The organism is Paenibacillus thermotolerans, from assembly GCF_028745515.1.
Classification (GTDB): Bacteria; Bacillota; Bacilli; order Paenibacillales; family YIM-B00363; genus Paenibacillus_AE; species Paenibacillus_AE thermotolerans.
This window is the reverse complement of the sequence record NZ_JAQZSG010000010.1, coordinates 1-22589: the sequence shown is the minus strand read 5'-3', so window position 1 is coordinate 22589 and position 22589 is coordinate 1. Positions and strand designations below refer to the sequence as shown.

Genomic DNA, 22589 nt, shown 5'->3' with positions numbered 1-22589 from the left:
AAGAGTGTTTACAGCATGTTGTCCGTTTTCCATAATTTCGCCGAAATTACGCCGGTTTGAGCAATCATGGAAAAAGTGTGTTTATAATCGGCAGCGGCGACGACAGGTTTTGAACACGACATTGCCAAAACGACTTCCACCAAAGGAAAAAAACCATAATCGGAACGGCTCGGCAAAGCTCGGTGATATCCTTGTCACGAACTCGACAATACCTCAGCATTCTCGGGTTATAGCGAAACTCAGAGACACTTATTTCGGGGATCGGAGAACCTTTTATTCGAAAAGCACCGCTCGAATGGATCGCAAGGTACTTATCTACCGGGCTCGAGGCGGTTGATCGGGGCATAACGGGCGGATTCAAAGGTAAATATTTCGGGGATCGGAGAAATTTATTCGAAAGCACCGCTCAAATGGATCGCAAGGTACTTATCTACCGGGCTCGAGGCGGTTAATCGGGGTATAGCGGGCGGATTCAAAGGCACTTATTTCTGGACGGAGGGCGCAATGATCGAGGTGCAGCGAAACCAACCGCCGCACCCCGAACCTGACCCCGACCTACCGGCTGCGCACCTCAAATATGGCGAACTTCAAATAATCGCCCTCGTCGACGCCCAGCAGCTGCGGATGATCCTTTCCCGCCCCGCGGTACTCGACGAGCCGCAGCAGCTTGCCCGCGTCCGTCGCGGCCTCTTGGATCGTCTCGAGAAACATGTCCGGCCGCACATGATACGAGCAGCTGGCCGTTACCAGAAAGCCGCCGTCGTTCACCAGCTTCAACCCGTGCAAATTAATATCCTTATAGCCTCGTAAAGCGTTCTTTACCGCGCCCTTCGTCTTCGCGAACGCCGGCGGATCGAGAATGACGACGTCCCACGTCCGTCCCGCTTCGCCCAGCGGCTTGGACGTATCGACCTTGGCGCCTCCCTCTCCCGCGTTCGCGCGGACGGCGCGCTCCTCCAAGCCGCGGGCTTGCTCCCGCAAGTAATCGAACGCGTTCGCCACAATAAATTCGACGCGGTCCTCGAACCCGTTGCGCGCGACGTTGCGGCGCGCGGTTTCGATCGCATGCTCGGAAATATCGAGGCACGTCACTTTCTTCGCGCCGTACTTGCAGGCATGCAGCGTAAAGCTGCCGGTATGCGAGAAGCATTCCAGCACCGTCGCCCCGTCCCAATAAGGGAACGTAACCTCCTTGCCCTTCGCGTTCACCGGAACGCGGCGGCGAACTCCATCCTCGCCTTCGGTTTCCCGCACCTCGATGCCGCTTCTTCGGCCCCATCCGGTCATCAGCGGCTCGATGCTCGCGCGGTTTTCCCGCTGATCGAAGAAATAGCCGGTTTTCTGGCCGCGGACGATGTCGACCTCCAGCTCCAAGCCGTTCTCCCGAATGATAAGCACCTCGGGACATTCCCCGTACAGCACGCCCGTCCGCTGCTCGAGCCCTTCCGCTTCGCGGATGCCGACGTCGCTGCGTTCATAGATGCCCGCCGGCTCAAACACCTCTACAAGCGCGGCTACAATGTGCTCCCGCACCCGGTCCATGCCGAGCGTCACAATTTGCAGCACGAGCACGTCGCCGAACCGGTCCACGGTCAAGCCGGGCAGGAAGTCCGCTTCCCCGTAAACCAGCCTGCAGTAGGAAGGCTCGTTCACAAACCGCTCTCGGTAATCCCGGCAGCGGCGAAACCGCTCCGCAAAGAACGCCCGATCCATCGCCTCTACATCCTCATATGAAATAACCCTGCCGATCATTTGTGAGCGCGGGTTCACATACGCCGATGCAAGAAACTTCCCCCGGCTGTCCGTTACCTTAAGCACATCCCCCGGCTCGAAATCTCCATCGATTTTTTCCGCTTCGCTTTTGTAAATCCACGGGTGCCCCGCTTCGAGCCTCTTTTTGCGGGTTTTGTTCAACACCAACACAGCCACATGTATTCCTCCAAAAAATTCCTTTATGTACCTCGGCATTGCCTGTAAATGTGCCGAGGCCTGTCATGCCCGTCCGTTTCCGCTCATATATATATGTACCGATTTTCACCGGAGGAGGGAGCTTATGCCTATAGCGGACGTACTGCCCGCCTTGCCGGCAATGCCCGCATACGTTCGCGACATCGCCGTTCCGCTCGGCATCGGCATCGCCGTCTTCCTGTTCGGGCTCAAGGCGATGGAGGTCGGCCTGAACGAATGGGCCGGCCCGTTCCTGACGCGCTTTATGCGGCGCTTTACCGTGACTCCGTTCCGCGGACTCCTCACCGGTACGGTTGCGACCGTTCTGCTGCAGTCCAGCAGCGCGGTAACCGTCATCACCATCGGACTGGTCAATGCGGGGGTGCTGTCGTTTCGCCGGACGCTCGGCATCGTGCTGGGCGCCAACATCGGCGCCTGTATTACCGCCGACATGCTCGGCCTCGACTTGTCGGGCAGCGCCCTGCCGCTGCTGCTCGGGGCGGGAGCTAGCTGGCTGATCGCCGTCGCTTTATCTCCCATGCTGCAAACCGCCGCGGAAAAAGGAGAAATGCGTTCCCTAAGCGGCGAACAGCCGCATAAGGAGCGCATTTTCATTCGCATCAATAAGGCGATGCCCTCCATCCGCTGCCTGTCCCTCTCGATCAGCGGCTTCGCATGCATCCTCATCGGAATGGAGTGGATGGATTCCATCGTCCCTTCGCTGCAAGAGCGGGGGTTATTCGTATGGTTTGTCGAGCAGTCGCAGCTCAGCCTCGTATGGGGTGTGATCGCCGGCGCCTTGATCACGGCCGTCATCCAAACGAGCACCGCAACGATTACGATTGCGATGGGTCTTGCGTCCGTTCAAGCGATCCCCGTCGAGCTCGGCATCGCCATCGTGCTCGGAGCGAATATCGGCACGTGCTCGACCGCCGTTCTCGCCTGCATCGGCGGAAGCAAAGCCGGACGGTATGTCGCTTACTCCCATATATTGCTGAACTTAGGCGGGAGCATGCTGTTTTTTCCGTTCATCGCGCAGCTGACGTCCTTATCGGCGCTCGGCTCCGCTGATCCCTACGAGCACCTTGCCCAAGCGCAAACGATGTTTAACGTCATATGCTCGGTGCTCGCGCTGCCTTTTTGCTATTTGCGGTTTAATAAGACCCCGCCGCGGACGCGCCTCCGGTTATAATCGCGATTCCCGAGCTTGTGCCGAGACGGTTCGCGCCCGCCGCGATCATCTTGACGGCCGTCTCGTAATCCCGGACGCCTCCGGACGCTTTCACGCCGATGTGGGCCGAGACGCTCGCGCGCATCAGCTCGATGTCTTCAATCGTCGCGCCGCCCGGGCCGAAGCCGGTGGACGTCTTCACGAAATGCGCGCCCGCTTCCTCCGACAGCTTACAGGCGGTGCGCTTTTGGTCGTCGTTCAAAAATCCGGTTTCGAAAATGACCTTCACGATCGCCTGCCCGCGCACGGCCTCGACTACATCGCGAATGTCCGCCTTCACGTCTTCAAGGCGGCCTTCCAACAGCAGTCCGATCGGCAGCACCATATCGATTTCCGAAGCGCCCTGCTTCGCCGCCAGCTCCGCTTCGTACGCCTTCGCCTTAGCCGCCATCGCCCCCAGCGGAAACCCGACGACCGCCGCGATTTTCGTTTCCGAACCTGCCAGCTGCTCCACGCAATGCGGTACCCAGAAGCCGTTCACACACACGCTGTAAAATCCGTGCTCCTTCGCTTCCGCGCACAGCTTGTCGATTTGCTGCGTGGTGGCATCGGGTTTTAAATACGTATGATCGATATATTTTTCAATGTTTTTGACCTCGAAGCTCATGCTTCACCCTCCGTTCGAATTCCTAACAGCTCCAGCGCCTTCGCAAGCACCTCATGATTGTTATTGTAACCGGACGCCTTCTGCATGTTCCATGCGTCCTCCGGCGAAAACCAATCGACCCCTCGAATTTCCTCGATTTGCGCTTTCAAATTGCCTTCAACGGCTTCTACAAGAAAATAATGCACTTCTTTATGTACGGTTCCTTTGTCATGATGGTTGTACGTATACCGAATGACCTTGATCGGAGCTTTAATTTTTCCGGTAATGCCCGTTTCCTCCCAAATTTCGCGCAGCGCCGTTTGCTCGACCGTCTCGCCGGCTTCCATCTTTCCCTTGGGAAGCGAAACCTTGCCGTAACGGTCTTGAATGAGCTGCACTTGAAGCCGGCCGTCCAGACGCCGGTACACTACTCCGCCCGCCGATATTTCCTTCAAACCGTTCACCCCTTTCACAAAATCCGAAGAACCTTCTTTTCGTTTAAAAAAAGGAGAAGAATCGCACGGCAAGCCTCGGCTCACTTCGTCAGACCTTCTCCTCCTTCCTGATTACATCGATGCCGCCTTCGTAAGCGGACGCGCCGGGACGGTACTTTCGACCGCTTCGACAAACTCCGCCTTGCTTTCGTTGACACCGGCCTCCGTAATCCGGACGCGCACGATTTGGCCTAACAGCTCCTCGCTGCCAGGGAACACAACCTGCAAGTAGTTGTCCGTATAGCCGGAAAGCAGCCCTTGACCCTCGAAGCCCTTCGCTTCGCGCTCCGGAATCACTTCAAGCACTTGGCCGACAAAACGCTGCGCATACTTCAGCTGCATGTCCTCGGACAAATCGATCAGCTTATGGACGCGTTCGTTCTTCACTTCTTCGTCCACTTGATCGTCCATCCGCGCCGCCGGCGTGCCGGTCCGTTTGGAATAAGGGAATACGTGCATTTCGGAGAAGCCGATTTCCTTCATGAAACGATAGCCCTCTTCGAACTGCTCCTCCGATTCGCCCGGGAACCCGACGATGACGTCCGTCGTTATCGCAACCTCCGGCCAACGCTCGCGGATGCGCGCTATACGCTCGGCGTACTCCGCGGTCGTATACTTTCTGCGCATCCGTTTCAAGACGCCGTCTTCTCCCGCTTGGAGCGGAACGTGAAGATGGCGGCACAGCTTTTCGGAGCTCATCATCACATCGATGACCTCATCGGTAATTTGGCTCGCTTCGATCGAAGAAATACGGATGCGCTTCAGGCCCTCCACCTTCGTCAAATCGCGAAGCAGCGCCGCGAAATTGTAGCCCTCAAGATCCTCGCCGTAGCCGGCCGTATGGATGCCTGCAAGCACGATTTCCTTGTATCCCGCCTCCACCAGCATTTGTGCCTGCTTCAGCACGTTCTCCGGCGCACGCGAGCGCAGCAGGCCTCGAGACCACGGGATAATGCAGAAGGTGCAGAAGTTGTTGCAGCCTTCTTGAATTTTGAGAAATGCGCGCGTGTGATCGCTGAAGCTCGGCACGTCAAGCTCTTCGAATTGACGCGTCTTCATAATGTTTCGAACCGCGTTGATCGGCTGCCGATCCGCCTGTACCTGCTTGACCAGCTCTAAAATTTGATCCCGGCCTTGCGTGCCGATGACCAAGTCGACGCCCGGAATCGCCATAATTTCGGCGGGCGACGTCTGCGCGTAGCAGCCCGTTACGGCAATGACCGCGTCCGGATTTTTTCTGACCGCGCGGCGGATAATTTGCCGGCTCTTCTTGTCCCCGGTGTTCGTTACCGTGCAAGTATTTATAATATAAACGTCCGCCGTCGACTCGAAATCGACCTGCTCCCAGCCGTCGTTCTTGAACAGCTGCCAAATCGCTTCGGTATCATAAAAATTCACTTTACAGCCTAGGGTATGAAACGCCACCGTATTCAAGTGAACGACCTCCTTTTGACGAAAATGTTCGCATTAATGTCCCAGCTCGCCGCTCTCGTACATCAAACAGCTCAGCGCCACCAAGCCGGCCGTCTCCGTCCGCAAAATGCGCGAGCCCAAGCCGACGACGGCGCAGCCCGCTTGTTCCGCAGCTTCGGCCTCCTCTTCGGTAAAGCCGCCCTCGGGGCCGATGACGACGAGCACCGGAGCTTTTGCTCCCGCTTCAAGGTTTCCGAGCTCCGCCTTCCTGACCGCTTCCCGAAGCTTCAAGCCGCCTTCCTTCTCGTAGCAAAACAATGCTAGGGAGGTGTGCGGCACCATAGCCAGCAGCTCCTTCCACGAGGCCGGTTCCTCCACTTGCGGAATCCGGCTCCGGTGCGCCTGCTCGGCCGCTTCTTTGGCGATTTTGCGCCAGCGCTCGAGCCGCTTCGCTTCCTTGCGCGCGTCATATTGGACGACGGTGCGCGCCGAGACGAACGGGATAAACCGGGCCGCTCCGACCTCGGTGCCTTTCTGAATGACGGTTTCGAGCTTGTCTCCCTTGGGCAAGCTTTGCGCCACCCATACCTCAAGAGCCGGCTCGCCGCTCATCGGACGTTCCTCCACGATGCGCAGCAAGACGTTCTCTTTATTTAATTCGGCTACTTCGGCAAGCGCCTCGCGCGCGGCTCCGTCGGTGACGATTACCTGATCTCCCGCGGCCGCGCGCATGACGCGCACCAAATGATGCGCATCGTCGCCTCGTATGATCGCCTTATCTTCCAAAAAGTTTTCCGGTTGAATAAAATATCGCTGCATGAGCGCTACACTCCAGTTTACATCGTTTATCGCGGAATATCTAGCTTCGGCGGCCAGGCAATCGGTGCCAAAGGGTTAGCTTAGCAAGTCCACCCACGGGACCATGGCGTGAAACGCCGAAGACATCGTGCCGAACAAGTAATTGCGGATATCGACGATTTGCCTGAGAATCGGCCCGATCGTCACATTGTAAATCGGGTTGATAAATACGATCAGCAAAAACAAATAAACGCCCCAATTTTCATATTGGGTCATCTTCGCTCTGATTTTTGCCGGCGCCAAATCTTCGAGAATCCGGTATCCGTCCAGCGGAGGAAGCGGAATTAAATTAAATAAAAACAGAAGCACATTGATGTGGACCAAATACCAGAACGTTACCCCGACCGCCTTCACAACGCCCTCCGAGGCCGAATCCAGCAAGCCGGCGCCGAAGATTGCGTACACCGCCGCTGCCGCGACAACCGCGACCGCCAGATTGCTTAACGGCCCGACGGCGGACACGGTAACGCCCATCAATCGGGGATACCGGAAATTCGCCCGGTTTACCGGCACCGGGCGGGCCCAGCCGAAGCCCAGCAGCAAGATGAAGATGAGTCCGAGCAGGCTAACGTGAACGGCCGGATTGAATGTTACGCGGCCTTGATTGTACGCGGTCGGATCGCCGAACTTATAGGCGAAATAAGCGTGCGAAAACTCATGAATCGAAAATGCGACGATAATCGCGATAAATATAAACGGGAGGTGCGACAATTCAAAAGGAAGGCTCATCCTCCGGGTTTACCTCCTTCTCCAAGGAACCTTATTTTTTTACCGCCACCAGCGCCACCCAATCGTTCTCTTCCCGGCGGCCCTTCAGCTCGAAGCCGGCGTCGAGCAGTGCGTTCGCCACATCCTGCTCCTTGCTCGTAATGATCCCCGAAGCCACATACGTGCCGCCCGGCGCAAGCGCCTGATACACGTCGTCCACGAAGGTGAGAATGATTTCGGCCAAAATGTTCGCCACGACCACCTGTACCGGCAGCTTGACGCCGACGTCTTCGGCTCCGGCTTCCTGCGTTCGGATCGCTTGCAGCAAATCGCTGAGCCGAACCGTTATGAGGTCGGACAACCCGTTCAGGCGCACATTCTCCTGCGCGCTGGATACGGCGACCGGATCCAGATCGAGCGCGAGGATGCGGCCCGCTCCCAGCTTCGCGGCCGCGATCGAGAGAATGCCCGAGCCCGTTCCGACGTCGATCACATGATCGCCGGGCGCGATAACGTCCTCCAGCGTCCTCATGCAGAGCGCCGTCGTCGCATGCGTCCCGGTGCCGAACGCCATGCCGGGATCCAGCTCCACGATCACTTCGCCCGGCTTCGCCTCGTATTCCTCCCAAGTCGGCTTAATGACAAGCCGCTCCGACACGTGCGTCGGCTTAAAATACTGCTTCCAGGAATCGGCCCAGTCTTCTTCGCGAATTTCCGCGGTTTCCACCGTCTTTTTCCCGGGATCGATCCCGAAGGACGGCAATGAATCCAAAAATTGCTTCAGACCCGTTATCAGCTGTTCAAGCTCCGAATGCTCCGAAAAGTAAGCCTTCATGACGGCTTCGCCTTCCGGTATATTGTTGAGCGGCTTTTCGTACCATTGACCGAGCGAGGTGTCCCGCTTGCGGTCCAGATTTCCCGATTCCTCGATTGAAACGCCGCCCGCCCCTTCTCCATGAAGCCAATCGGCGATCGCTTCCGTCGCTTCCTCGGTCGTATAAATCGTAATTTCGTGCCAAAGCATCTCTTTCTCCACCGCTTTCCATAGGTTGCCCGTTTACGGACTTCTGTGCCCCATTGTACCGAAAACGGCCGCTAAATACAAAAAATGAGAACGCCGCATAAGCAGCGTTCTCTCGTAAATTCAGTCTAGCGGGTACAGGATCAAATCGATCGGGAACGCCGAGCCTGCGGGCGGGCTGAACTCGATATCGACGAACGGTTCCGTCCCGTCGGTCCGCGTAATAAGGAAGACGCCGTCGTACGCCGTAATGATTCCGGACGGAGGGGCGAGCATCATCTCGCCGTCGATTTTGAACGGCCCCTTGAACGGGCCGCCGCGCGCGACGAGCAGCAAAGCCGCTTTGCCCGGACGGTTCACGCGGATTTGATACGTGACGCCGTAATTGCCTTTATTCATTACCGATTCCTGGCGGAACACGTCATAGCCCGTCACAAATTTGTCCCGGATATTGTCGCCGATCGTAATCGTGCCGCCCTGTCCGTACGCATTCACATCCCAATACAGCTCGGATACGGGGAAGGAGCCGCGCACGTGCCCGTTGTAGGGCAGCTTCGGGTATGTTTTCAGCGAGGACAGCGGATCGTTCGGCACCATCGCAACGAACGAGAATGTAACCTCGCCGGACGTCTCGACGTCGTAAATCAAATTGATGCCTTGTCCTTGAGTAAATTCCGGCAGCAGCGCATACGCCACCGTTTGGCCGCCGGGTACGTGAACGTCGGGCTTGCCGCCGTCATTAAGCAGAAAATCCAACGTCGCCTGGTGCCCGAGCAGATTCGCATAAATCGAAGGGTATACTTCGCCTTTGCGCGTCGTCTTGATCGTTACCGGCTCGGAGCCTTGATTTGTGGCTAAGATCGCAAATTGAAGCCGTTCGTTGGTGGAGTTTACGTGATTGGCGTACAAGCGTCCCCGCCCGTTCACCGTATCCTCGTACAGAATGCCGAGCTCCGTAATATTTTCCGGACTGTCGCTGACAAGCAGCTTTCGTCCCGGACGCTCGCTCATCGTTATCGGAAGCGGAGATAGCGATCCGAAGTACGAGCCGATCATCGAGCGGTCCATTTTGATATAGGTTTGCTCCGGAGCATAGTGTAGCTGGAATTGTCCCGGCGCATACAACTGCGTGTTCTCGATCGTGATTTCGCGCGTGTACCAATCGCTAACATTGCCTTTGGTGTCCTTCACCTGAAGCGATACTTGATGCTTTCCGGGAGTAAAGAACGCCTCTTGCTTGTTTTTCCAAGAAACGTACGCGATACCGTCCCCGTCCACATCGTAGCTAAGATCGATATATTTGATTTTTTCGCCCATCTTATAGGACGACTTGCCAAATGTAAATTTGGCGATCGGCCTTGAATTTCCGTCAGCACCGATGATGCCGCCCGCCTTCGGCAGGTAGTTCACTTCGATGCGTTTCAGCTCGGGGCTGTAAGTATAATTGGCGCCCGCCCGGTCCATCATCCAGGTTAACTGCGCCATCAGCCGGTTGTTGATCATTTTGAAGATCGGGTCGAACGATTGCGGCATGCCGCCTACGAGCACCGAGTTCGTTTTCAAATTGATAAACACGTCCGTATCCCCGGCTTTGACCGTAATACTTTTGGACGCTTGGTCGAACGTTACCGGAAAACCGAACGCGTCGCCCAAAAATTTCACCGGCACATATGTTTTTCCGTTCACTACGGTTGCCGGAGAATCCAGCATCACCGACTTTCCGTTGACGAACGCCTCCTTGCCGTTAATATAAAGCAGCACGCGAACGGCCGAGGTGGATACGGCGCTTGCAGATGGGGCCCAAGCTCCCGCGAGTATGGCCGCGGTCAGCAGCATCCCCAAAAATCGGTACATCATTCAGTTTCTCCCCATTCCCTATATCTCTTTAACATTCCGTTAACATTAACGTCATGAACGGCCGGAAAGTTTCGGTATTATAAAAATTTCCACCATTTGGGCAAAAGGAAAGAAAGCGCAAATCGCGCTCTTGGGTCGGCGTCGATTTGCGCTTTTTTTTTGCAAAAGCTCCGATTTTACGTTAAGCCCCCGCATTCCTCCACCACTTTTAACGCTTGATGATGTACGCTCTCATCGACTACCGCGGTAAGCAAAATATCGCGGCCCGTCACCATGCCTTCCCCGCCATGGCTCATGCCGCTCGCATCCGGACCGGCCGCCATTAAAATTCCCGGGCTCTTGCCAGAGATGTCCGCGTCGAGCGACAGCGTAGCCAGGCTGGCAAAATCGCCTGTCACCGGATTTTCCCGATGCTCGATGCCGTCCCCCGGATATTTCGAGAACCGGTCGATGCTGACGGCTTCCGCTCGAAGCGCCTGCAGCTTGTTCGCCGCGGCTTGCGCTTCCTCCGGCGATTTGAAATAGGCAAGTATGTTCTTTTCCACTTTAACTCACACCCCTTGGATCCGTTGTTCCGCCCTTCTGTCTCACAATGTTTATCGCTTCATCGTAAAGCGCGTCGTCAACGGCTGCGCTGAGGACCGGCGTTCCCGCCAGCGATACGTCGTCTTCTTGGTTCGTTGAGACCCCCGGCTCTTCGCCGACGCCGTATGCTGGGGTCGAGACAGGGTCAAGGGAGACGAGCGGAGGTCCGGTAAAAGAAGGCTCGTCTACGCTGGCGGTAGGCGGGAACACCATACCCATATCTTCTTCGAACGTATCTACTTGTGTCCGGTCCGTTGTCACGTCTTCGGCTCCGAGCGCCCGCAGCGAAGTGGCGGCGCTTTCCGCATTGTCGCGCTCCTTGAAATAAGCTTGAATATGCTTGGTCACGCTCGGCCACCCGCCCTATTCCTGGCGGCGATCGGCCGCTTCCATGCGCTTCATCGCTTCCATATCTTCTTCATCCGCCAGCTCGCGGGAAAATTCTACGTCTTCGTTTTTGGCGATCGGCAAATGGTTTTGCCTCTGCTGACCGGCATTCGTCGGGTTGTTGTTTTCGTTTGTCATTTTGGCTTTGATTCACCCCGTTATGGTTAGTGTTCGAAAGTTAGTTTCTCGTATTTTCCAACGTTTATCCGCCGCCCTAGCTTTGGTTGCGGAACACTTCCGCCACATCGACCGCGTCCGCCGAATTCGTTTCATCGTCGCGTTCGTAAAATTCCCGCTCCATGGCAAGGTTGGCCTGCGACGCATCGATCGACTGATTCATCAGGCTTCGCTCGATCGCCGTGTCTGCGGAATCGGCGGCTTGTTTTTCCCGATCCATTCATACCCTCCCTTTCCGTTGGCAAGCACTCACGGGTAGATTTGCCTAACGGGGGTGAAATTATGAGTGCACCAAAATTTGTTACTATCACCCCGTCTTCCCCTCCGCACGAACATCCCGCAAACTAAAAACGCCACCCGGCACGCGCCGGACCGATGGTCCATGTGCGCCGAATGGCGTTTCTAACCTTTTTTAATCTCCTCTAATGGCTTTCTTCATCCGTTCGAAGAAGCCGTTGTTTTCGTGCGTTTTCTCGCCGGAAAGGCCGGCAAATTGCCGCAGCAGCTCGCGCTGCTCCTCCGTGAGGCTCGTCGGCGTAACGACGACCACCTTCACATGCTGGTCGCCTTGGCCGTAGCCGCGCAGTCTCGGCACGCCTTTGCCCTTTAAGCGGAAGTACGTGTCGGTTTGCGTGCCGGCCGGAATTTTCAGCTTCACGCGTTCGGTAAGCGTAGGGACCTCGATCTCGTCGCCGAGCGCCGCCTGCGCGAACGTCAGCGGCACCTCACAGAAAATATCGTCGCCTTCGCGCTCGAAAAATTCATGCGGCTTCACTCGAATCGAGATGTACAAGTCGCCCGGAGGACCGCCGCGCACTCCCGCTTCCCCTTCGCCGGATACGCGAAGCTGCGCTCCGTCGTTCACGCCCGCCGGAATCTTGATGTGGATCTTGCGCTGCTTCTTAACCTTGCCGGCACCCCAGCAATTGTTGCAGCGGTCTTTGATGATCTTGCCCGTGCCGTTACAATTGCCGCAAGTCCGCCGGTTTACGATGCGCCCGAACGGCGTGTTTTGCGCCACCTCTTGTTGACCCGTGCCGCGGCAAACGCCGCACGTTTCGGGCTTGGTGCCCGGCTTCGCGCCGGAGCCGTCGCAGACGTCGCACGTTTCGGTGCGCGGAATCGTAATATCGGCCTCTTTGCCGAAGACGGCCTCCCTAAACTCGATCTCCATCGGATATTCAAGATCGGCTCCGCGTTGAGGCGCGTTCGGATTTCTGCGGCCGCCGCCGCCGAAAAACATATCGAAGATATCGTTAATGCCGCCGCCGAAATCGGCGCCACCGAAGCCGCCGGCACCGCCGAAGCCCGCATTCGGGTCGACGTGGCCGTATCGGTCATAGGTCGCGCGCTTTTGATCGTCGGACAGCACGTCATAAGCTTCTTTCGCCTCTTTGAACTTCTCCGCCGCATCGGGAGCCTTGTTTACGTCGGGATGGTATTCCCGCGCCAGCTTCCGGTACGCCTTCTTAATTTCATCCTCTGAAGCGCCCTTAGAAACACCGAGCACTTCGTAATAATCTCGTTTCGCCACGCGTTCACCTCCCACAAGGATAAACGGCAATGCCTTTCCCGATCGGACGGCGCCGCTTACCGCTTCCACGAAAAGAGAGTCGAAACCCGAATAAGGCTTTAGGCTTCAACCCTCCGTTCAACTGTATTACTTGTCTTTATCGTCGACGACTTCATAGTCGGCGTCCACAACGTTGTCCTTCTTCGCGCCTGCGCCGGCGTCTCCGCCCGCGGCACCCGCCCCGGCGTCAGCACCTTGCGCTCCGGCAGCGGAAGCCTGCTCGTAAAGCTTCACGGACAATTGCTGAACGATGTTCGTCAGCTCTTCCGTCGCTTTCTTAATCGTCTCGAGATCGTTCCCTTCGAGCGCCTTCTTGACGGCTTCCTTCGCTTCTTCCGCCTTCGCCTTCTCGCCCGCGTCGACCTTATCGCCCAAATCCTTCAACGTCTTATCGACAGTGTATACGAGTTGATCCGCATTGTTGCGAACCTCTACCAATTCCTTGCGCTTTCTGTCTTCCTCGGCGTTCTTCTCGGCATCCTTCACCATCCGGTCGATTTCATCGTCGGAAAGGCCGCCGGAAGAAGTGATCGTGATCTTGTGGCTCTTGCCTGTGCCTTTGTCGAGCGCGCTCACGTTAACGATGCCGTTCTGGTCGATATCGAACGTAACCTCGATTTGCGGAATGCCGCGCGGCGCCGGAGGAATATCCGACAGGATAAAGCGTCCGAGCGTCTTGTTGTCGGCTGCCATCGCGCGTTCGCCTTGGAGCACGTGAATTTCAACCGACGTTTGGTTATCGGCGAACGTCGAGAATATTTGGGACTTGCTCGTCGGAATCGTCGTGTTGCGGTCGATCATCTTCGTGAAGACGCCGCCTGCCGTTTCGATCCCGAGAGACAACGGAGTAACGTCGAGCAATACGACATCCTTCACTTCGCCCGTCAATACGCCCGCTTGAATCGCTGCGCCGACCGCGACGACTTCGTCCGGGTTAACGCCTTTATAAGCTTCTTTGCCGGTAAGCTTCTTCACCGCTTCTTGAACGGCCGGAATACGCGTGGAGCCGCCGACAAGCACAATTTTGTCGATCTTGTCAGCGGACAAGCCGGAATCCCTCAACGCTTGGCGAGTCGGTCCCATCGTGCGCTCCACGAGGTCCGCGGAAAGCTCCTCGAACTTCGCGCGCGTCAGGTTCATTTCCAAGTGCTGCGGCACGCCGTCGACAACCGTGATGAACGGAAGCGAGATCGTAGTGGTGAGTACGCCCGAAAGCTCCTTCTTCGCCTTCTCGGCCGCGTCCTTCAAGCGCTGCACAGCCGCGCGGTCCTTGGACAGGTCAACGCCCTGCTCGCGCTTAAATTCCGCAACAAGGTAGTCGATGATGACTTGGTCGAAATCGTCGCCGCCCAGATGGTTGTCGCCGCTGGTCGCTTTCACTTCAAAAATGCCGTCTCCAAGCTCAAGGATGGACACGTCGAACGTACCGCCGCCCAAGTCGAATACGAGGATCGTTTGATCTTCGCCCTTCTCGAGACCGTACGCAAGCGCAGCCGCCGTCGGCTCGTTGACGATCCGAAGCACTTCAAGTCCGGCGATTTTGCCTGCGTCCTTCGTTGCTTGGCGCTGAGCGTCGTTAAAATATGCCGGCACCGTAATAACCGCTTGCGTAACGGGCGAGCCGAGGTATTCCTCCGCGTCGGACTTCAGCTTTTGAAGAATCATTGCGGAAATTTCTTGCGGCGAATACTCTTTATCGTCAATTTTTTCTTTATGATTCGAGCCCATATGGCGCTTAATGGAGCTGATTGTACGGTCCGGGTTCGTAATTGCTTGGCGCTTCGCCGTTTCGCCTACGATCCGCTCGCCGTCTTTCTTAAAGCCGACTACAGAAGGAGTCGTACGGTTCCCTTCCCGGTTCGGGATTACAACCGCTTCGCCGCCTTCCATTACGGCTACGCAAGAGTTTGTCGTACCAAGGTCAATTCCGATGACTTTGCTCATGACTCTTCAAGTCCTCCTTAGTTAACATCAGCGATATGTGTCAATGAATCAAAAATCCGCCTTACTCCGACACCTTTACCATGGAGGGACGGATTACTCTTTCTTTCATCATGTATCCTTTTTGCAATTCCTCCACCACCGTGCCCGATTCCACGCCTTCTTCGGCGCTTACCTGCATGACCGCTTGGTGGAATTCCGGATTAAACGGCTTCCCGGCCGCCTCGATCGGCGTTACGCCTTCTTGCTCGAGCAATTGCAGCAATTGCCGCAAGATCATCTCGACGCCCTTGTGCAGCGAATCGTAATCCTTCTGCGCGCTGTTCGCGTTAACCGCTCTTTCAAAGTTATCTACGATCGGCAGAAGACCTTCAATCACCTTTAGCGAGGCGTATTTCGCAAACTCTTCTTTCTCTTGTCTGGAACGCCGGCGGAAATTATCGAAATCCGCTTGCGCGCGCAAATATTTCTGGTAGTTGTCCTCCGCGGTTTGCTTCAATTGCTCGATCTCCGCTTCGTATTGATTCTCTTGCCCCTGCGGCGCCGATTCCGCCTCCGCGGTTACGGTTTCTACCGTCTCTGCCTGCTCGGCGGCCGTTTCCTTTTTGTCCACCGCTTCATTGCCCGTCTCTTGCTTCATCTTCGCCTCTCACCTCCTTAGTATGCGCATATTCGAAGCCGCACGACGCAGCCTAATCCATAATGCTTCCGCGCCTAAGCACTGCGACCCGAACCAAACGCGCCAAAAAGCAGGAGACGTTATATAGCCTCCTGCCCAGTAGGAACCATGCTTACACCGTTATTTCAGCCAGCGGTTCAAACTGCTTGTCATATCTTTCGTAAATTCATGCAGCAGGGCGATCACCTTCCGGTAATCCATCCTCGTCGGCCCTAAAATCCCGATCGTTCCGACCGGTTGGCCGTCAAGGCTATAGGTAGCTGTGATAATACTGCAGTTGCTGATCGCTTCAAGCAAGTTTTCTCCGCCGATTTTCACTTGAATACCCTCAGGCGCATCGGAAAACATCCGTGCCAGCGTCTGCGACTCCTCAAGCAAATCTAAGAGCGTCTTCACTTTATCGACGTCTTTAAACTCCGGCTGCGTCAGCATATTTGTCGCTCCTCCGAGAAAAACTCTGTCTTTCTCGTTGGAATCGAGCACCTTCTCCACCTCGGCGAGCAGCTCTTCGTAGCCCGCAATGTGACGGCTCAGCTCCGCGTACAGCTCCGAGTGCATCTTCGAGCGCAGCCTGTAAAGCGGAACTCCCCTGAGCTTGGAGTTCATCAGCCGCACGAACTTCTCGATTTCCGAGATCGGAACGCCATTCGGAATCGTGACCTTGCGGTTCTCCACATGCCCCGTATTCGTGACGATTATCGCAACGGCCGTGTGCTCGTTCAGCGGGATGAGCTGCAGCGATTGAAGCGTCGTCTTGTACGTCTCCGGACCGAGCAAAATCGCCGTATAGTTCGTTAAACTGGACAAAATCGTCGCAGCCTGCTGAACCGCCTGTTCCAGTTCAACAATCTTGCTCTCGAAGAACGACTTCATAAAATGCTTCTCGTTCAAAGTTACCGTACCCGGACCGATTAAGTGATCGACATAGTACCGGTAACCCTTGTGAGACGGAATTCTTCCCGCAGACGTATGCGGCTGCTCCAAATAGCCGAGCTCTTCCAAATCCGACATCTCGTTGCGAATCGTCGCCGGGGAAAACCCGACGTCGCCGCGTTTGGAAATGCTCCGGGAACCGACGGGTTCGGCAGAGCGGATATAATCATCAACAATCGCCGTTAAAATCATCTTCTGACGTTCCGACAACATCGCCGCTTTCCTCCCGTACTGTAGTTTTCCAAAGCTTTCGTCTTCATTAGCACTCAATAATGGTGAGTGCTAACCTTAAACCAAACATACCGAATCCGCCGGTCATTGTCAAGTCAATCCAGCCGCTTTAATACGGCAATTTCATCGCAGCAATGTTGTTTTTTGCAATGGACGCAATCGCGCCAAACTTTTTCCGGAAAAATTTCCTTCGGCACGACTTCAAACCCGTTTCTTTCAAAAAAAGCCACCTCGTACGTCAGCGCCATCACCTTCGGAACGCCCTGACTCCGGGCCTCCTCCACAAGCATCGATACGATTCTTTTGCCGATCCCTTGTCCCTTATACTCAGGCTGCAAGCCGAGCGAGCGAATTTCGAGCAGGTCCGTTCCGAGCTGGGTAAGCGCGCCGCAGCCGACAAGCTTTCCGTCAAGCTCCGCTACGACGAACGTGTCGATTTGCTGCGCCAGCGCATCCTTGGACCGCGGGAGCATTATCCCGTTCACTGCATAGCCATGTATTAAATCGTAGAGAAAATCAATATCGTCAACTGTCGCTTTGCGACATACCGCCGTCCCCATCATGCGAGCTCCACCGCTTCCATTCAAGAATATGAATAAATATACAACAAAACCGGCTGCCGCTACAATCGTTTTTTACCATGAAAGCAAAAACCCCCTTTGGGCACTGAAATGCCGGAAAGGGGGGTTCTGCCTACTCTAAAAATGCGCCGAACACTTCATTGCCGAGAAAAATGCCCTTCGGGCTCAACCGGTAACCGTCTTGGCTCTCTTCAATCAAGCCGTCGCGTTGCAATCGTCTCAGCGTATCCCCGAAGCGCTCCTCCATCTCCAGCCCGAATTGCGCCCGGAAATCGGCGCGGCGGACGCCGCTTAGCAGGCGCAGGCCGACCATAAAGAAGTCCTCCATCGCCTCTTGCTCGGTTACCTCGGTCGTCTCCAGCAGCGGGCGTCCTTTTGTCGTCGCATCGATATACGGCTGTATGCCTTTTATATTGACGTGGCGCATGCCTCGGACGTACCCGTGCGCGCCGGCACCGAGACCGTAATAGCTCTCATTTTTCCAGTAGACCGTATTATGCTTGCTCTCGAAGCCCGGCTTCGCGAAGTTGCTGATCTCGTATTGGCCGTAGCCCGCTTCCTTCATGCGATCCATGATCAAGCGGAACATCGCGACCTCCTCGTCCTCCTCCGGAAGCGGCAGCTCTCCGCGCTGATACAGCGTATGGAACAACGTATTTTCCTCTACCTTAAGGTTGTAGATCGAATGATGAGGCAGCTGCAGCTCGAGCGCTTTGTTCAGCGTATCCTCCAAATCGGACAGCGACTGTCTCGGGAGCCCGAATATTAAATCGATGGACACGTTCGTAAAACCCGCGTTTCTTGCATTGTCGATGCTTCGGTACACGTCGTCGACGGAATGAATGCGCCCGATTGCCGAAAGCAAATCGGAATTGAACGATTGTACGCCGAACGAAATCCGGTTCACTCCGCCTTCCTTCATTGCAGCCAGTTTATCCGCATCGGTCGTACCCGGGTTCGCCTCCATGGTGAATTCGAAGTCGTTCGCCCGGTCCGGGAAATAACGATTCACGATATTTAGAAAGCGCGCCATCTGCTCCGGCGTCAGCACGGTCGGCGTCCCGCCGCCGACAAACACCGTCCGAACGATTCCCGGCGGCGTTTCCTTTACGGTCGCCTCCGTCTCGCGCTCCAGCGCATCCAAATATTGCTGCACCGGCTGCCCTTTCAGCACATAAGAATTAAAGTCGCAGTAGTGGCATTTATTCGTACAAAACGGAATATGGATGTACACCGCCTCCGGCGTTTCCGTCCGTTGTCGCATCATCAAGAGTCCCTCCCTTCCTTCCAAATAATGAACCCCGAGCGCTTCAGCGGCCGGGGCCATAGGTTTCGATCTTTATTCGTCGATTTTGAGCACGGCCATGAACGCTTCCTGCGGCACTTCGACCGAGCCGACCTGCTTCATCCGCTTTTTGCCTTCCTTCTGCTTCTCCAGCAGCTTGCGCTTCCGCGATATGTCGCCGCCGTAGCACTTTGCCAGAACGTTTTTGCGCATCGCTTTAACGGTTTCGCGGGCAATAACCTTCTGGCCGATGGTCGCCTGGATCGGCACCTCGAACATTTGGCGCGGAATGATGTCCTTAAGCTTCTCGCACAAAATGCGTCCGCGGTTATAGGCGTTATCCCGGTGCACGATGAACGACAAGGCGTCAACCTTCTCATTGTTGAGCAAAATGTCCATCTTCACCAAGTTGGATTTCTTATATCCCGACAGCTCGTAATCGAACGAGGCGTAGCCCTTCGTGCGGGACTTCAGCTGATCGAAGAAGTCGTAGACGATTTCCGACAGCGGTATTTCGTAAATGAGCGTCACGCGGGTAGCATCGAGGTATTGCATATCGATGAAGTCGCCGCGCTTGTTTTGGCACAGATCCATGATCGGGCCGACGAAATCTTTCGGTACAATGACAGACGCCTTCACATAAGGCTCTTCGATATGATCGATGCGCTGCTGTTCCGGCATATTGGCCGGGTTGTCGATGTCGACCATGCTGCCGTCGGTCATATGCACCTTGAACACAACGCTCGGAGCGGTGGTGAGCAGCGGAATATTGAACTCGCGCTCGATGCGCTCCTGGATAATTTCCATGTGCAGCAACCCGAGGAAGCCGCAGCGGAACCCGAAGCCGAGCGCTTGGGACGTCTCCGGCTCGTAGCGTAAGGAAGCGTCGTTCAGCTCCAGCTTCTCGAGCGCCTCGCGCAGCTCGGAGTAGTCGGCCGTGTCGATCGGGTACAGACCGCAGAACACCATCGGATTGATGCGGCGGTAGCCCGGGAGCGGCTCTTTGACCGGGTTTTTCGCATCCGTGATCGTATCGCCGACACGCGTATCCTTCACATTCTTAATACCCGCGACGACAAAGCCGACATCGCCCGCCTTCAGCTCGTCAACGGCTGTCATTCTCGGACGGAACGCGCCGACCTCGATGACCTCGAACTCTTTTTCCGTCGCCATAAACCGGATTTTGGAGCCTGCCTTCATACTGCCGTCCATGACGCGAACGTAACTGATGATGCCTTTGTAAGCATCGTAGTGCGAATCGAAAATGAGCGCCTTCAGCGGCTTTTCGATATCCCCCGTTGGCGGCGGAACCTTCTGGACCACTTGCTCGAGAATTTCTTTAATGCCGATGCCGGCTTTCGCGGAGGCGAGCACCGCCTCGGAAGCGTCTAGCCCGATGACGTCCTCGATTTCTTGCCGAATGCGCTCCGGTTCTGCGCTCGGCAAGTCGATCTTGTTGATCACCGGCAAAATTTCAAGGTTGTTGTCGAGCGCCAGGTAGACGTTGGCCAGCGTCTGCGCTTCAATGCCTTGCGCGGCGTCAACGACGAGCAGTGCGCCTTCGCAAGCCGCGAGCGATCGGGAAACCTCGTACGTAAAGTCGACGTGTCCCGGGGTATCGATCAGATTCAATGTATATTCTTCGCCGTCTTCGGCCTTGTAGGTCATCCGTACGGCTTGCAATTTAATCGTAATGCCCCGCTCCCGCTCCAGATCCATCGTGTCGAGCAGTTGCTCCTGCATTTCCCGCTTCTGCACCGCGCCCGTGTATTCGAGAATCCGGTCGGCGAGCGTCGATTTTCCGTGGTCGATATGGGCAATGATACAAAAGTTGCGTACCTTGCTTTGGTGCCCGTTCGATGTAGACATAAGTCACCTCATATGAAAATAGCCGTATATCTTCACTATTATAACAACAGTGAGAGACAACGGCAATTTCCTGTAAATCGTGCTCGGCATGAGGCAAAGAGCGAATTACAACAGTCCCTGGAACAAGCTGACTGTCAGTCGGATTGCCTGCTGGGCTCCCCAGCGGAGCGCCTCGCCGAGCTTGACTGCAAACCGGTTAACGAGCGTCAGCTTTTCGGGAATGGGCTGTCCCGTTTGAACGGCTCCGCTTGGCAGATGCGTCTCGGGATTGGCTGCCGGGGCGAGCGATGCTTGAGCCTCCGATGCGCCGGCGCCGGAGGTATCCTTCGTCGCGGCAGCAGGTTCTGCAGCAGAGGCGGCAGCTTGTGCAGAGGTTGGCCCGGGCGGCTGGCCGGCGTACTCGTAGCTTCCGTATACGCGATCAATTCCCGTGGAGGCCAACTCGATGCCGTAAAACACGCCGGCTGCGATCAACGCACCTACGATCCCCGCTTTCAAAGTTGCTTTCATCGCCCATTCGCCCCTTATTTTTAAGAAGGTTCGGCCGCGCTCGCCACTTGTACAGGCACGGGTGCGTCGGCCTTTTCCGCATTTCTGATAATCCCGGCAATCACCTTCGCCAGCGCGTCGATCGTACGGTTGGATTCATCGATCGTATTGCCGACGCCGCCTACCTCGATCAGCAAACTGTTGTCGGAGAGCGATTGGTTGTATTCCCCGTGGCCGTGCTTCGTCCCTTTGGCCATAATTCCTTTCGAGATGCCGGGAAGCAGCTTGTTCATTCCTTCGTGCACCTGCTCCGCAAACGCCTCATTTTGTTTCCAGTGCGGATTGCCTTGTCCGATGATGATGTAAATCTGGGCGTAATCTTTTCCGTTGATCGTTTTTGTCGTATATTTCCTGGTTTGCGAATCTCTATGGATGTCAAACAAATATTCCAGTTCGGAATTTACCGCGAGCGCCTCGCGAACCGTTTTTTGCGAATATTTGTAGGAGTAGTTGTAGTTGAAATTTTTTATCGTTCCAGCATAATCTTTGCCGGAATGGATCGCTCCTACACCGTTCTTTTCAAGTTGCTTTTGTAGCCGTTCTCCCAGCTTGGTGACGTTGATTTTCGCGTCGAACGCTTCGTCGGGCGAATCCTTCTTCGTTCCTTTCAATTCCGGCAGCCACGATTCGCGATTGTGAGAATGATAGATGAAAGCCAGCTTGCGGTCGGTCAGAGAAGCGGTTGCCGTCGCTTGTTCCGTCTCCGGGGCCGGGGACGGGGGCGTTTCCGTAGTCGGCTCGACCGCCGGTTCAGTGCTGGCCGTTAGTTGCTCCATGTCCTCCGGTGCGGGCGGACCCTGCTTAATCGCCGTGCTGTTTGTATTTCGTGTTGCGGCTTGGGTAGACGCCTTTTGGGCCAGCACTTTATGGATATGCGCATCGTTTGCGCCGGCAATCTCGGAATTGATCAATTGCGATACGAGCGTGCGGGACGCCGTTTCCGCCAGTTTTTCGAAGGTTAGGGCAGGGGTCTGATACAGGCTTGTCCGTACATATCCGGCAATCCCGATACATACCAGCAGGGCAACAATCGCTACGGTCCATTTCAACTCGGAAAATCGGTTCATATTACAGGCTCCTCCTTGCCGCTTCCTTAAAGGTTAGTTGAAGCAGTCTCTACTCTACTTGTTACTAATCTATGAGGAAGTTGAGAGAATAGAACCTATCATTTTTTTGTTTGCTGTTTAAGCCGTCCGCCGCCATACGACAGTTCCGTCTTGGGTAAGTGGAGTTTCTCCATCTGCTCCGCCGCCTCATGCCAGTTCCGTCTTGAGTAAGTGGAGTTTCTCCATCTGCTCCGCCGCCCCACGCCAATTCCGTCTCGAGCAAGTGGAGTTTCTCCATCTGCTCCGCCGACGCACGCCAGTTCTGTCCCGAGCAAGTGGAGTTTCTCCATCTGCTCCGCCCACGCACGCCAGTTCTGTCCCGAGCAAGTGGAGTTTCTCCATCTGCTCCGCCGACGCACGCCAGTTCTGTCCCGAGCAAGTGGAGTTTCTCCTATGTTCCGTTGCCGGCACGCTAGTTTCTGCCTAAAAATTGGGACATTCCTTATGTCACGAGTTATTTCACGCAATCCAGCGGAATAAAGTTCCGTTCGGGGCGGTCGATCAAGCGGTGCGGCAGGGCGCAACGGAACATGTGTACTTCTGTCAAGAAAGTGGACAACCATTAAGAGAATTTAAGC

22 protein-coding genes are annotated in these 22589 nt (G+C 55.7%); 1 reads left to right on the top strand and 21 read right to left on the bottom strand.

The genetic code is table 11. The features are described 5' to 3' along the window. Positions 1 to 555: 555 nt before the first annotated feature. Positions 556 to 1968, bottom strand: coding sequence for a class I SAM-dependent rRNA methyltransferase (locus PT964_RS10220; RefSeq protein WP_425262699.1), 1413 nt, complete (start codon positions 1966 to 1968; stop codon positions 556 to 558). Positions 1969 to 2053: 85 nt separating this feature from the next. On the opposite strand from PT964_RS10220, the gene PT964_RS10215 reads away from it, so the two are divergent. After that, entirely contained in the window at positions 2054 to 3139 is a 1086-nt protein-coding gene (locus PT964_RS10215; protein ID WP_274363247.1) for a Na/Pi cotransporter family protein, read from the top strand. On the opposite strand, the gene deoC is transcribed toward PT964_RS10215, so the two are convergent. From deoC to PT964_RS10115, 20 genes are all read right to left on the bottom strand, one after another. Beyond that, positions 3102 to 3785 carry a deoxyribose-phosphate aldolase gene (gene deoC / locus PT964_RS10210; RefSeq protein WP_274363246.1) on the bottom strand — a complete coding sequence of 228 codons (684 nt, stop codon included), beginning with the start codon at positions 3783 to 3785 and terminating at the stop codon, positions 3102 to 3104. The two genes, PT964_RS10215 and deoC, sit on opposite strands and share 38 nt — an antisense overlap. Continuing rightward, positions 3782 to 4219, bottom strand: coding sequence for an NUDIX hydrolase (locus PT964_RS10205; protein WP_274363380.1), 438 nt, complete (start codon positions 4217 to 4219; stop codon positions 3782 to 3784). The genes deoC and PT964_RS10205 overlap by 4 nt, the downstream gene beginning before the upstream one ends. Positions 4220 to 4330: 111 nt before the next feature. Then, positions 4331 to 5692: a tRNA (N(6)-L-threonylcarbamoyladenosine(37)-C(2))-methylthiotransferase MtaB gene (mtaB, locus tag PT964_RS10200; RefSeq protein WP_274363245.1), complete on the bottom strand. Its 1362-nt coding sequence runs from the start codon at positions 5690 to 5692 to the stop codon at positions 4331 to 4333. Positions 5693 to 5725: 33 nt separating this feature from the next. Further along, on the bottom strand, positions 5726 to 6490 hold the full coding sequence (locus PT964_RS10195; protein ID WP_274363244.1) for a 16S rRNA (uracil(1498)-N(3))-methyltransferase: 765 nt from the start codon (positions 6488 to 6490) through the stop codon (positions 5726 to 5728). Between the two features lie 75 nt (positions 6491 to 6565). Then, on the bottom strand, positions 6566 to 7258 hold the full coding sequence (locus PT964_RS10190) for a site-2 protease family protein (RefSeq protein ID WP_274363243.1): 693 nt from the start codon (positions 7256 to 7258) through the stop codon (positions 6566 to 6568). Between the two features lie 31 nt (positions 7259 to 7289). Next, positions 7290 to 8261 carry a 50S ribosomal protein L11 methyltransferase gene (prmA, locus tag PT964_RS10185; RefSeq protein ID WP_274363242.1) on the bottom strand — a complete coding sequence of 324 codons (972 nt, stop codon included), beginning with the start codon at positions 8259 to 8261 and terminating at the stop codon, positions 7290 to 7292. Positions 8262 to 8381: 120 nt separating this feature from the next. After that, positions 8382 to 10115, bottom strand: a complete 1734-nt coding sequence (locus tag PT964_RS10180; RefSeq protein WP_274363241.1) for a copper amine oxidase N-terminal domain-containing protein — start codon at positions 10113 to 10115, stop codon at positions 8382 to 8384. Between the two features lie 176 nt (positions 10116 to 10291). Then, a complete protein-coding gene (locus PT964_RS10175) occupies positions 10292 to 10660 on the bottom strand; it encodes a hypothetical protein (RefSeq protein ID WP_274363240.1) in 369 nt (122 codons plus the stop codon). A gap of 1 nt (position 10661) precedes the next feature. Then, complete coding sequence (locus PT964_RS10170; RefSeq protein WP_274363239.1) at positions 10662 to 11048, bottom strand: hypothetical protein; 387 nt, start codon at positions 11046 to 11048, stop codon at positions 10662 to 10664. Positions 11049 to 11063: 15 nt separating this feature from the next. Further along, positions 11064 to 11225, bottom strand: a complete 162-nt coding sequence (locus PT964_RS10165) for a YfhD family protein (protein ID WP_274363238.1) — start codon at positions 11223 to 11225, stop codon at positions 11064 to 11066. 76 nt (positions 11226 to 11301) lie between these two features. Then, on the bottom strand, positions 11302 to 11484 hold the full coding sequence (locus PT964_RS10160; protein WP_274363237.1) for a hypothetical protein: 183 nt from the start codon (positions 11482 to 11484) through the stop codon (positions 11302 to 11304). 192 nt (positions 11485 to 11676) lie between these two features. After that, a complete protein-coding gene (dnaJ, locus tag PT964_RS10155) occupies positions 11677 to 12798 on the bottom strand; it encodes a molecular chaperone DnaJ (RefSeq protein ID WP_274363236.1) in 1122 nt (373 codons plus the stop codon). Positions 12799 to 12924: 126 nt separating this feature from the next. Next, the gene (dnaK, locus tag PT964_RS10150; RefSeq protein WP_274363235.1) at positions 12925 to 14781 is read right to left on the bottom strand and encodes a molecular chaperone DnaK; all 1857 of its coding nucleotides are present in this window, start codon (positions 14779 to 14781) and stop codon (positions 12925 to 12927) included. Between the two features lie 61 nt (positions 14782 to 14842). Further along, positions 14843 to 15418, bottom strand: a complete 576-nt coding sequence (gene grpE / locus PT964_RS10145) for a nucleotide exchange factor GrpE (protein ID WP_274363234.1) — start codon at positions 15416 to 15418, stop codon at positions 14843 to 14845. A gap of 159 nt (positions 15419 to 15577) precedes the next feature. After that, the gene (gene hrcA, locus PT964_RS10140; RefSeq protein ID WP_274363233.1) at positions 15578 to 16603 is read right to left on the bottom strand and encodes a heat-inducible transcriptional repressor HrcA; all 1026 of its coding nucleotides are present in this window, start codon (positions 16601 to 16603) and stop codon (positions 15578 to 15580) included. A 113-nt stretch (positions 16604 to 16716) separates the two neighbouring features. Then, positions 16717 to 17184: an N-acetyltransferase gene (locus tag PT964_RS10135; protein WP_274363232.1), complete on the bottom strand. Its 468-nt coding sequence runs from the start codon at positions 17182 to 17184 to the stop codon at positions 16717 to 16719. 130 nt (positions 17185 to 17314) lie between these two features. After that, positions 17315 to 18466, bottom strand: a complete 1152-nt coding sequence (gene hemW, locus PT964_RS10130) for a radical SAM family heme chaperone HemW (RefSeq protein WP_274363379.1) — start codon at positions 18464 to 18466, stop codon at positions 17315 to 17317. Positions 18467 to 18541: 75 nt separating this feature from the next. Then, entirely contained in the window at positions 18542 to 20356 is a 1815-nt protein-coding gene (lepA, locus tag PT964_RS10125; protein WP_274363231.1) for a translation elongation factor 4, read from the bottom strand. Positions 20357 to 20461: 105 nt separating this feature from the next. Beyond that, complete coding sequence (locus PT964_RS10120) at positions 20462 to 20866, bottom strand: hypothetical protein (RefSeq protein WP_274363230.1); 405 nt, start codon at positions 20864 to 20866, stop codon at positions 20462 to 20464. 20 nt (positions 20867 to 20886) lie between these two features. Beyond that, positions 20887 to 21972: a stage II sporulation protein P gene (locus PT964_RS10115; protein WP_274363229.1), complete on the bottom strand. Its 1086-nt coding sequence runs from the start codon at positions 21970 to 21972 to the stop codon at positions 20887 to 20889. Positions 21973 to 22589: the final 617 nt, after the last annotated feature.

What these genes read in the sequence shown, in the direction of transcription:
- PT964_RS10220 (WP_425262699.1), bottom strand. Translation starts at nt 1,968, where the DNA reads ATGCCGAGGTACATAAAGGAATTTTTTGGAGGAATACATGTGGCTGTG.
- PT964_RS10215 (WP_274363247.1), top strand. Translation starts at nt 2,054, where the DNA reads ATGCCTATAGCGGACGTACTGCCCGCCTTGCCGGCAATGCCCGCATAC.
- deoC (WP_274363246.1), bottom strand. Translation starts at nt 3,785, where the DNA reads ATGAGCTTCGAGGTCAAAAACATTGAAAAATATATCGATCATACGTAT.
- PT964_RS10195 (WP_274363244.1), bottom strand. Translation starts at nt 6,490, where the DNA reads ATGCAGCGATATTTTATTCAACCGGAAAACTTTTTGGAAGATAAGGCG.
- PT964_RS10190 (WP_274363243.1), bottom strand. Translation starts at nt 7,258, where the DNA reads ATGAGCCTTCCTTTTGAATTGTCGCACCTCCCGTTTATATTTATCGCG.
- prmA (WP_274363242.1), bottom strand. Translation starts at nt 8,261, where the DNA reads ATGCTTTGGCACGAAATTACGATTTATACGACCGAGGAAGCGACGGAA.
- PT964_RS10180 (WP_274363241.1), bottom strand. Translation starts at nt 10,115, where the DNA reads ATGATGTACCGATTTTTGGGGATGCTGCTGACCGCGGCCATACTCGCG.
- PT964_RS10165 (WP_274363238.1), bottom strand. Translation starts at nt 11,225, where the DNA reads ATGACAAACGAAAACAACAACCCGACGAATGCCGGTCAGCAGAGGCAA.
- PT964_RS10160 (WP_274363237.1), bottom strand. Translation starts at nt 11,484, where the DNA reads ATGGATCGGGAAAAACAAGCCGCCGATTCCGCAGACACGGCGATCGAG.
- dnaK (WP_274363235.1), bottom strand. Translation starts at nt 14,781, where the DNA reads ATGAGCAAAGTCATCGGAATTGACCTTGGTACGACAAACTCTTGCGTA.
- grpE (WP_274363234.1), bottom strand. Translation starts at nt 15,418, where the DNA reads ATGAAGCAAGAGACGGGCAATGAAGCGGTGGACAAAAAGGAAACGGCC.
- hrcA (WP_274363233.1), bottom strand. Translation starts at nt 16,603, where the DNA reads ATGTTGTCGGAACGTCAGAAGATGATTTTAACGGCGATTGTTGATGAT.
- PT964_RS10135 (WP_274363232.1), bottom strand. Translation starts at nt 17,184, where the DNA reads ATGATGGGGACGGCGGTATGTCGCAAAGCGACAGTTGACGATATTGAT.
- hemW (WP_274363379.1), bottom strand. Translation starts at nt 18,466, where the DNA reads ATGCGACAACGGACGGAAACGCCGGAGGCGGTGTACATCCATATTCCG.
- lepA (WP_274363231.1), bottom strand. Translation starts at nt 20,356, where the DNA reads ATGTCTACATCGAACGGGCACCAAAGCAAGGTACGCAACTTTTGTATC.
- PT964_RS10120 (WP_274363230.1), bottom strand. Translation starts at nt 20,866, where the DNA reads ATGAAAGCAACTTTGAAAGCGGGGATCGTAGGTGCGTTGATCGCAGCC.
- PT964_RS10115 (WP_274363229.1), bottom strand. Translation starts at nt 21,972, where the DNA reads ATGAACCGATTTTCCGAGTTGAAATGGACCGTAGCGATTGTTGCCCTG.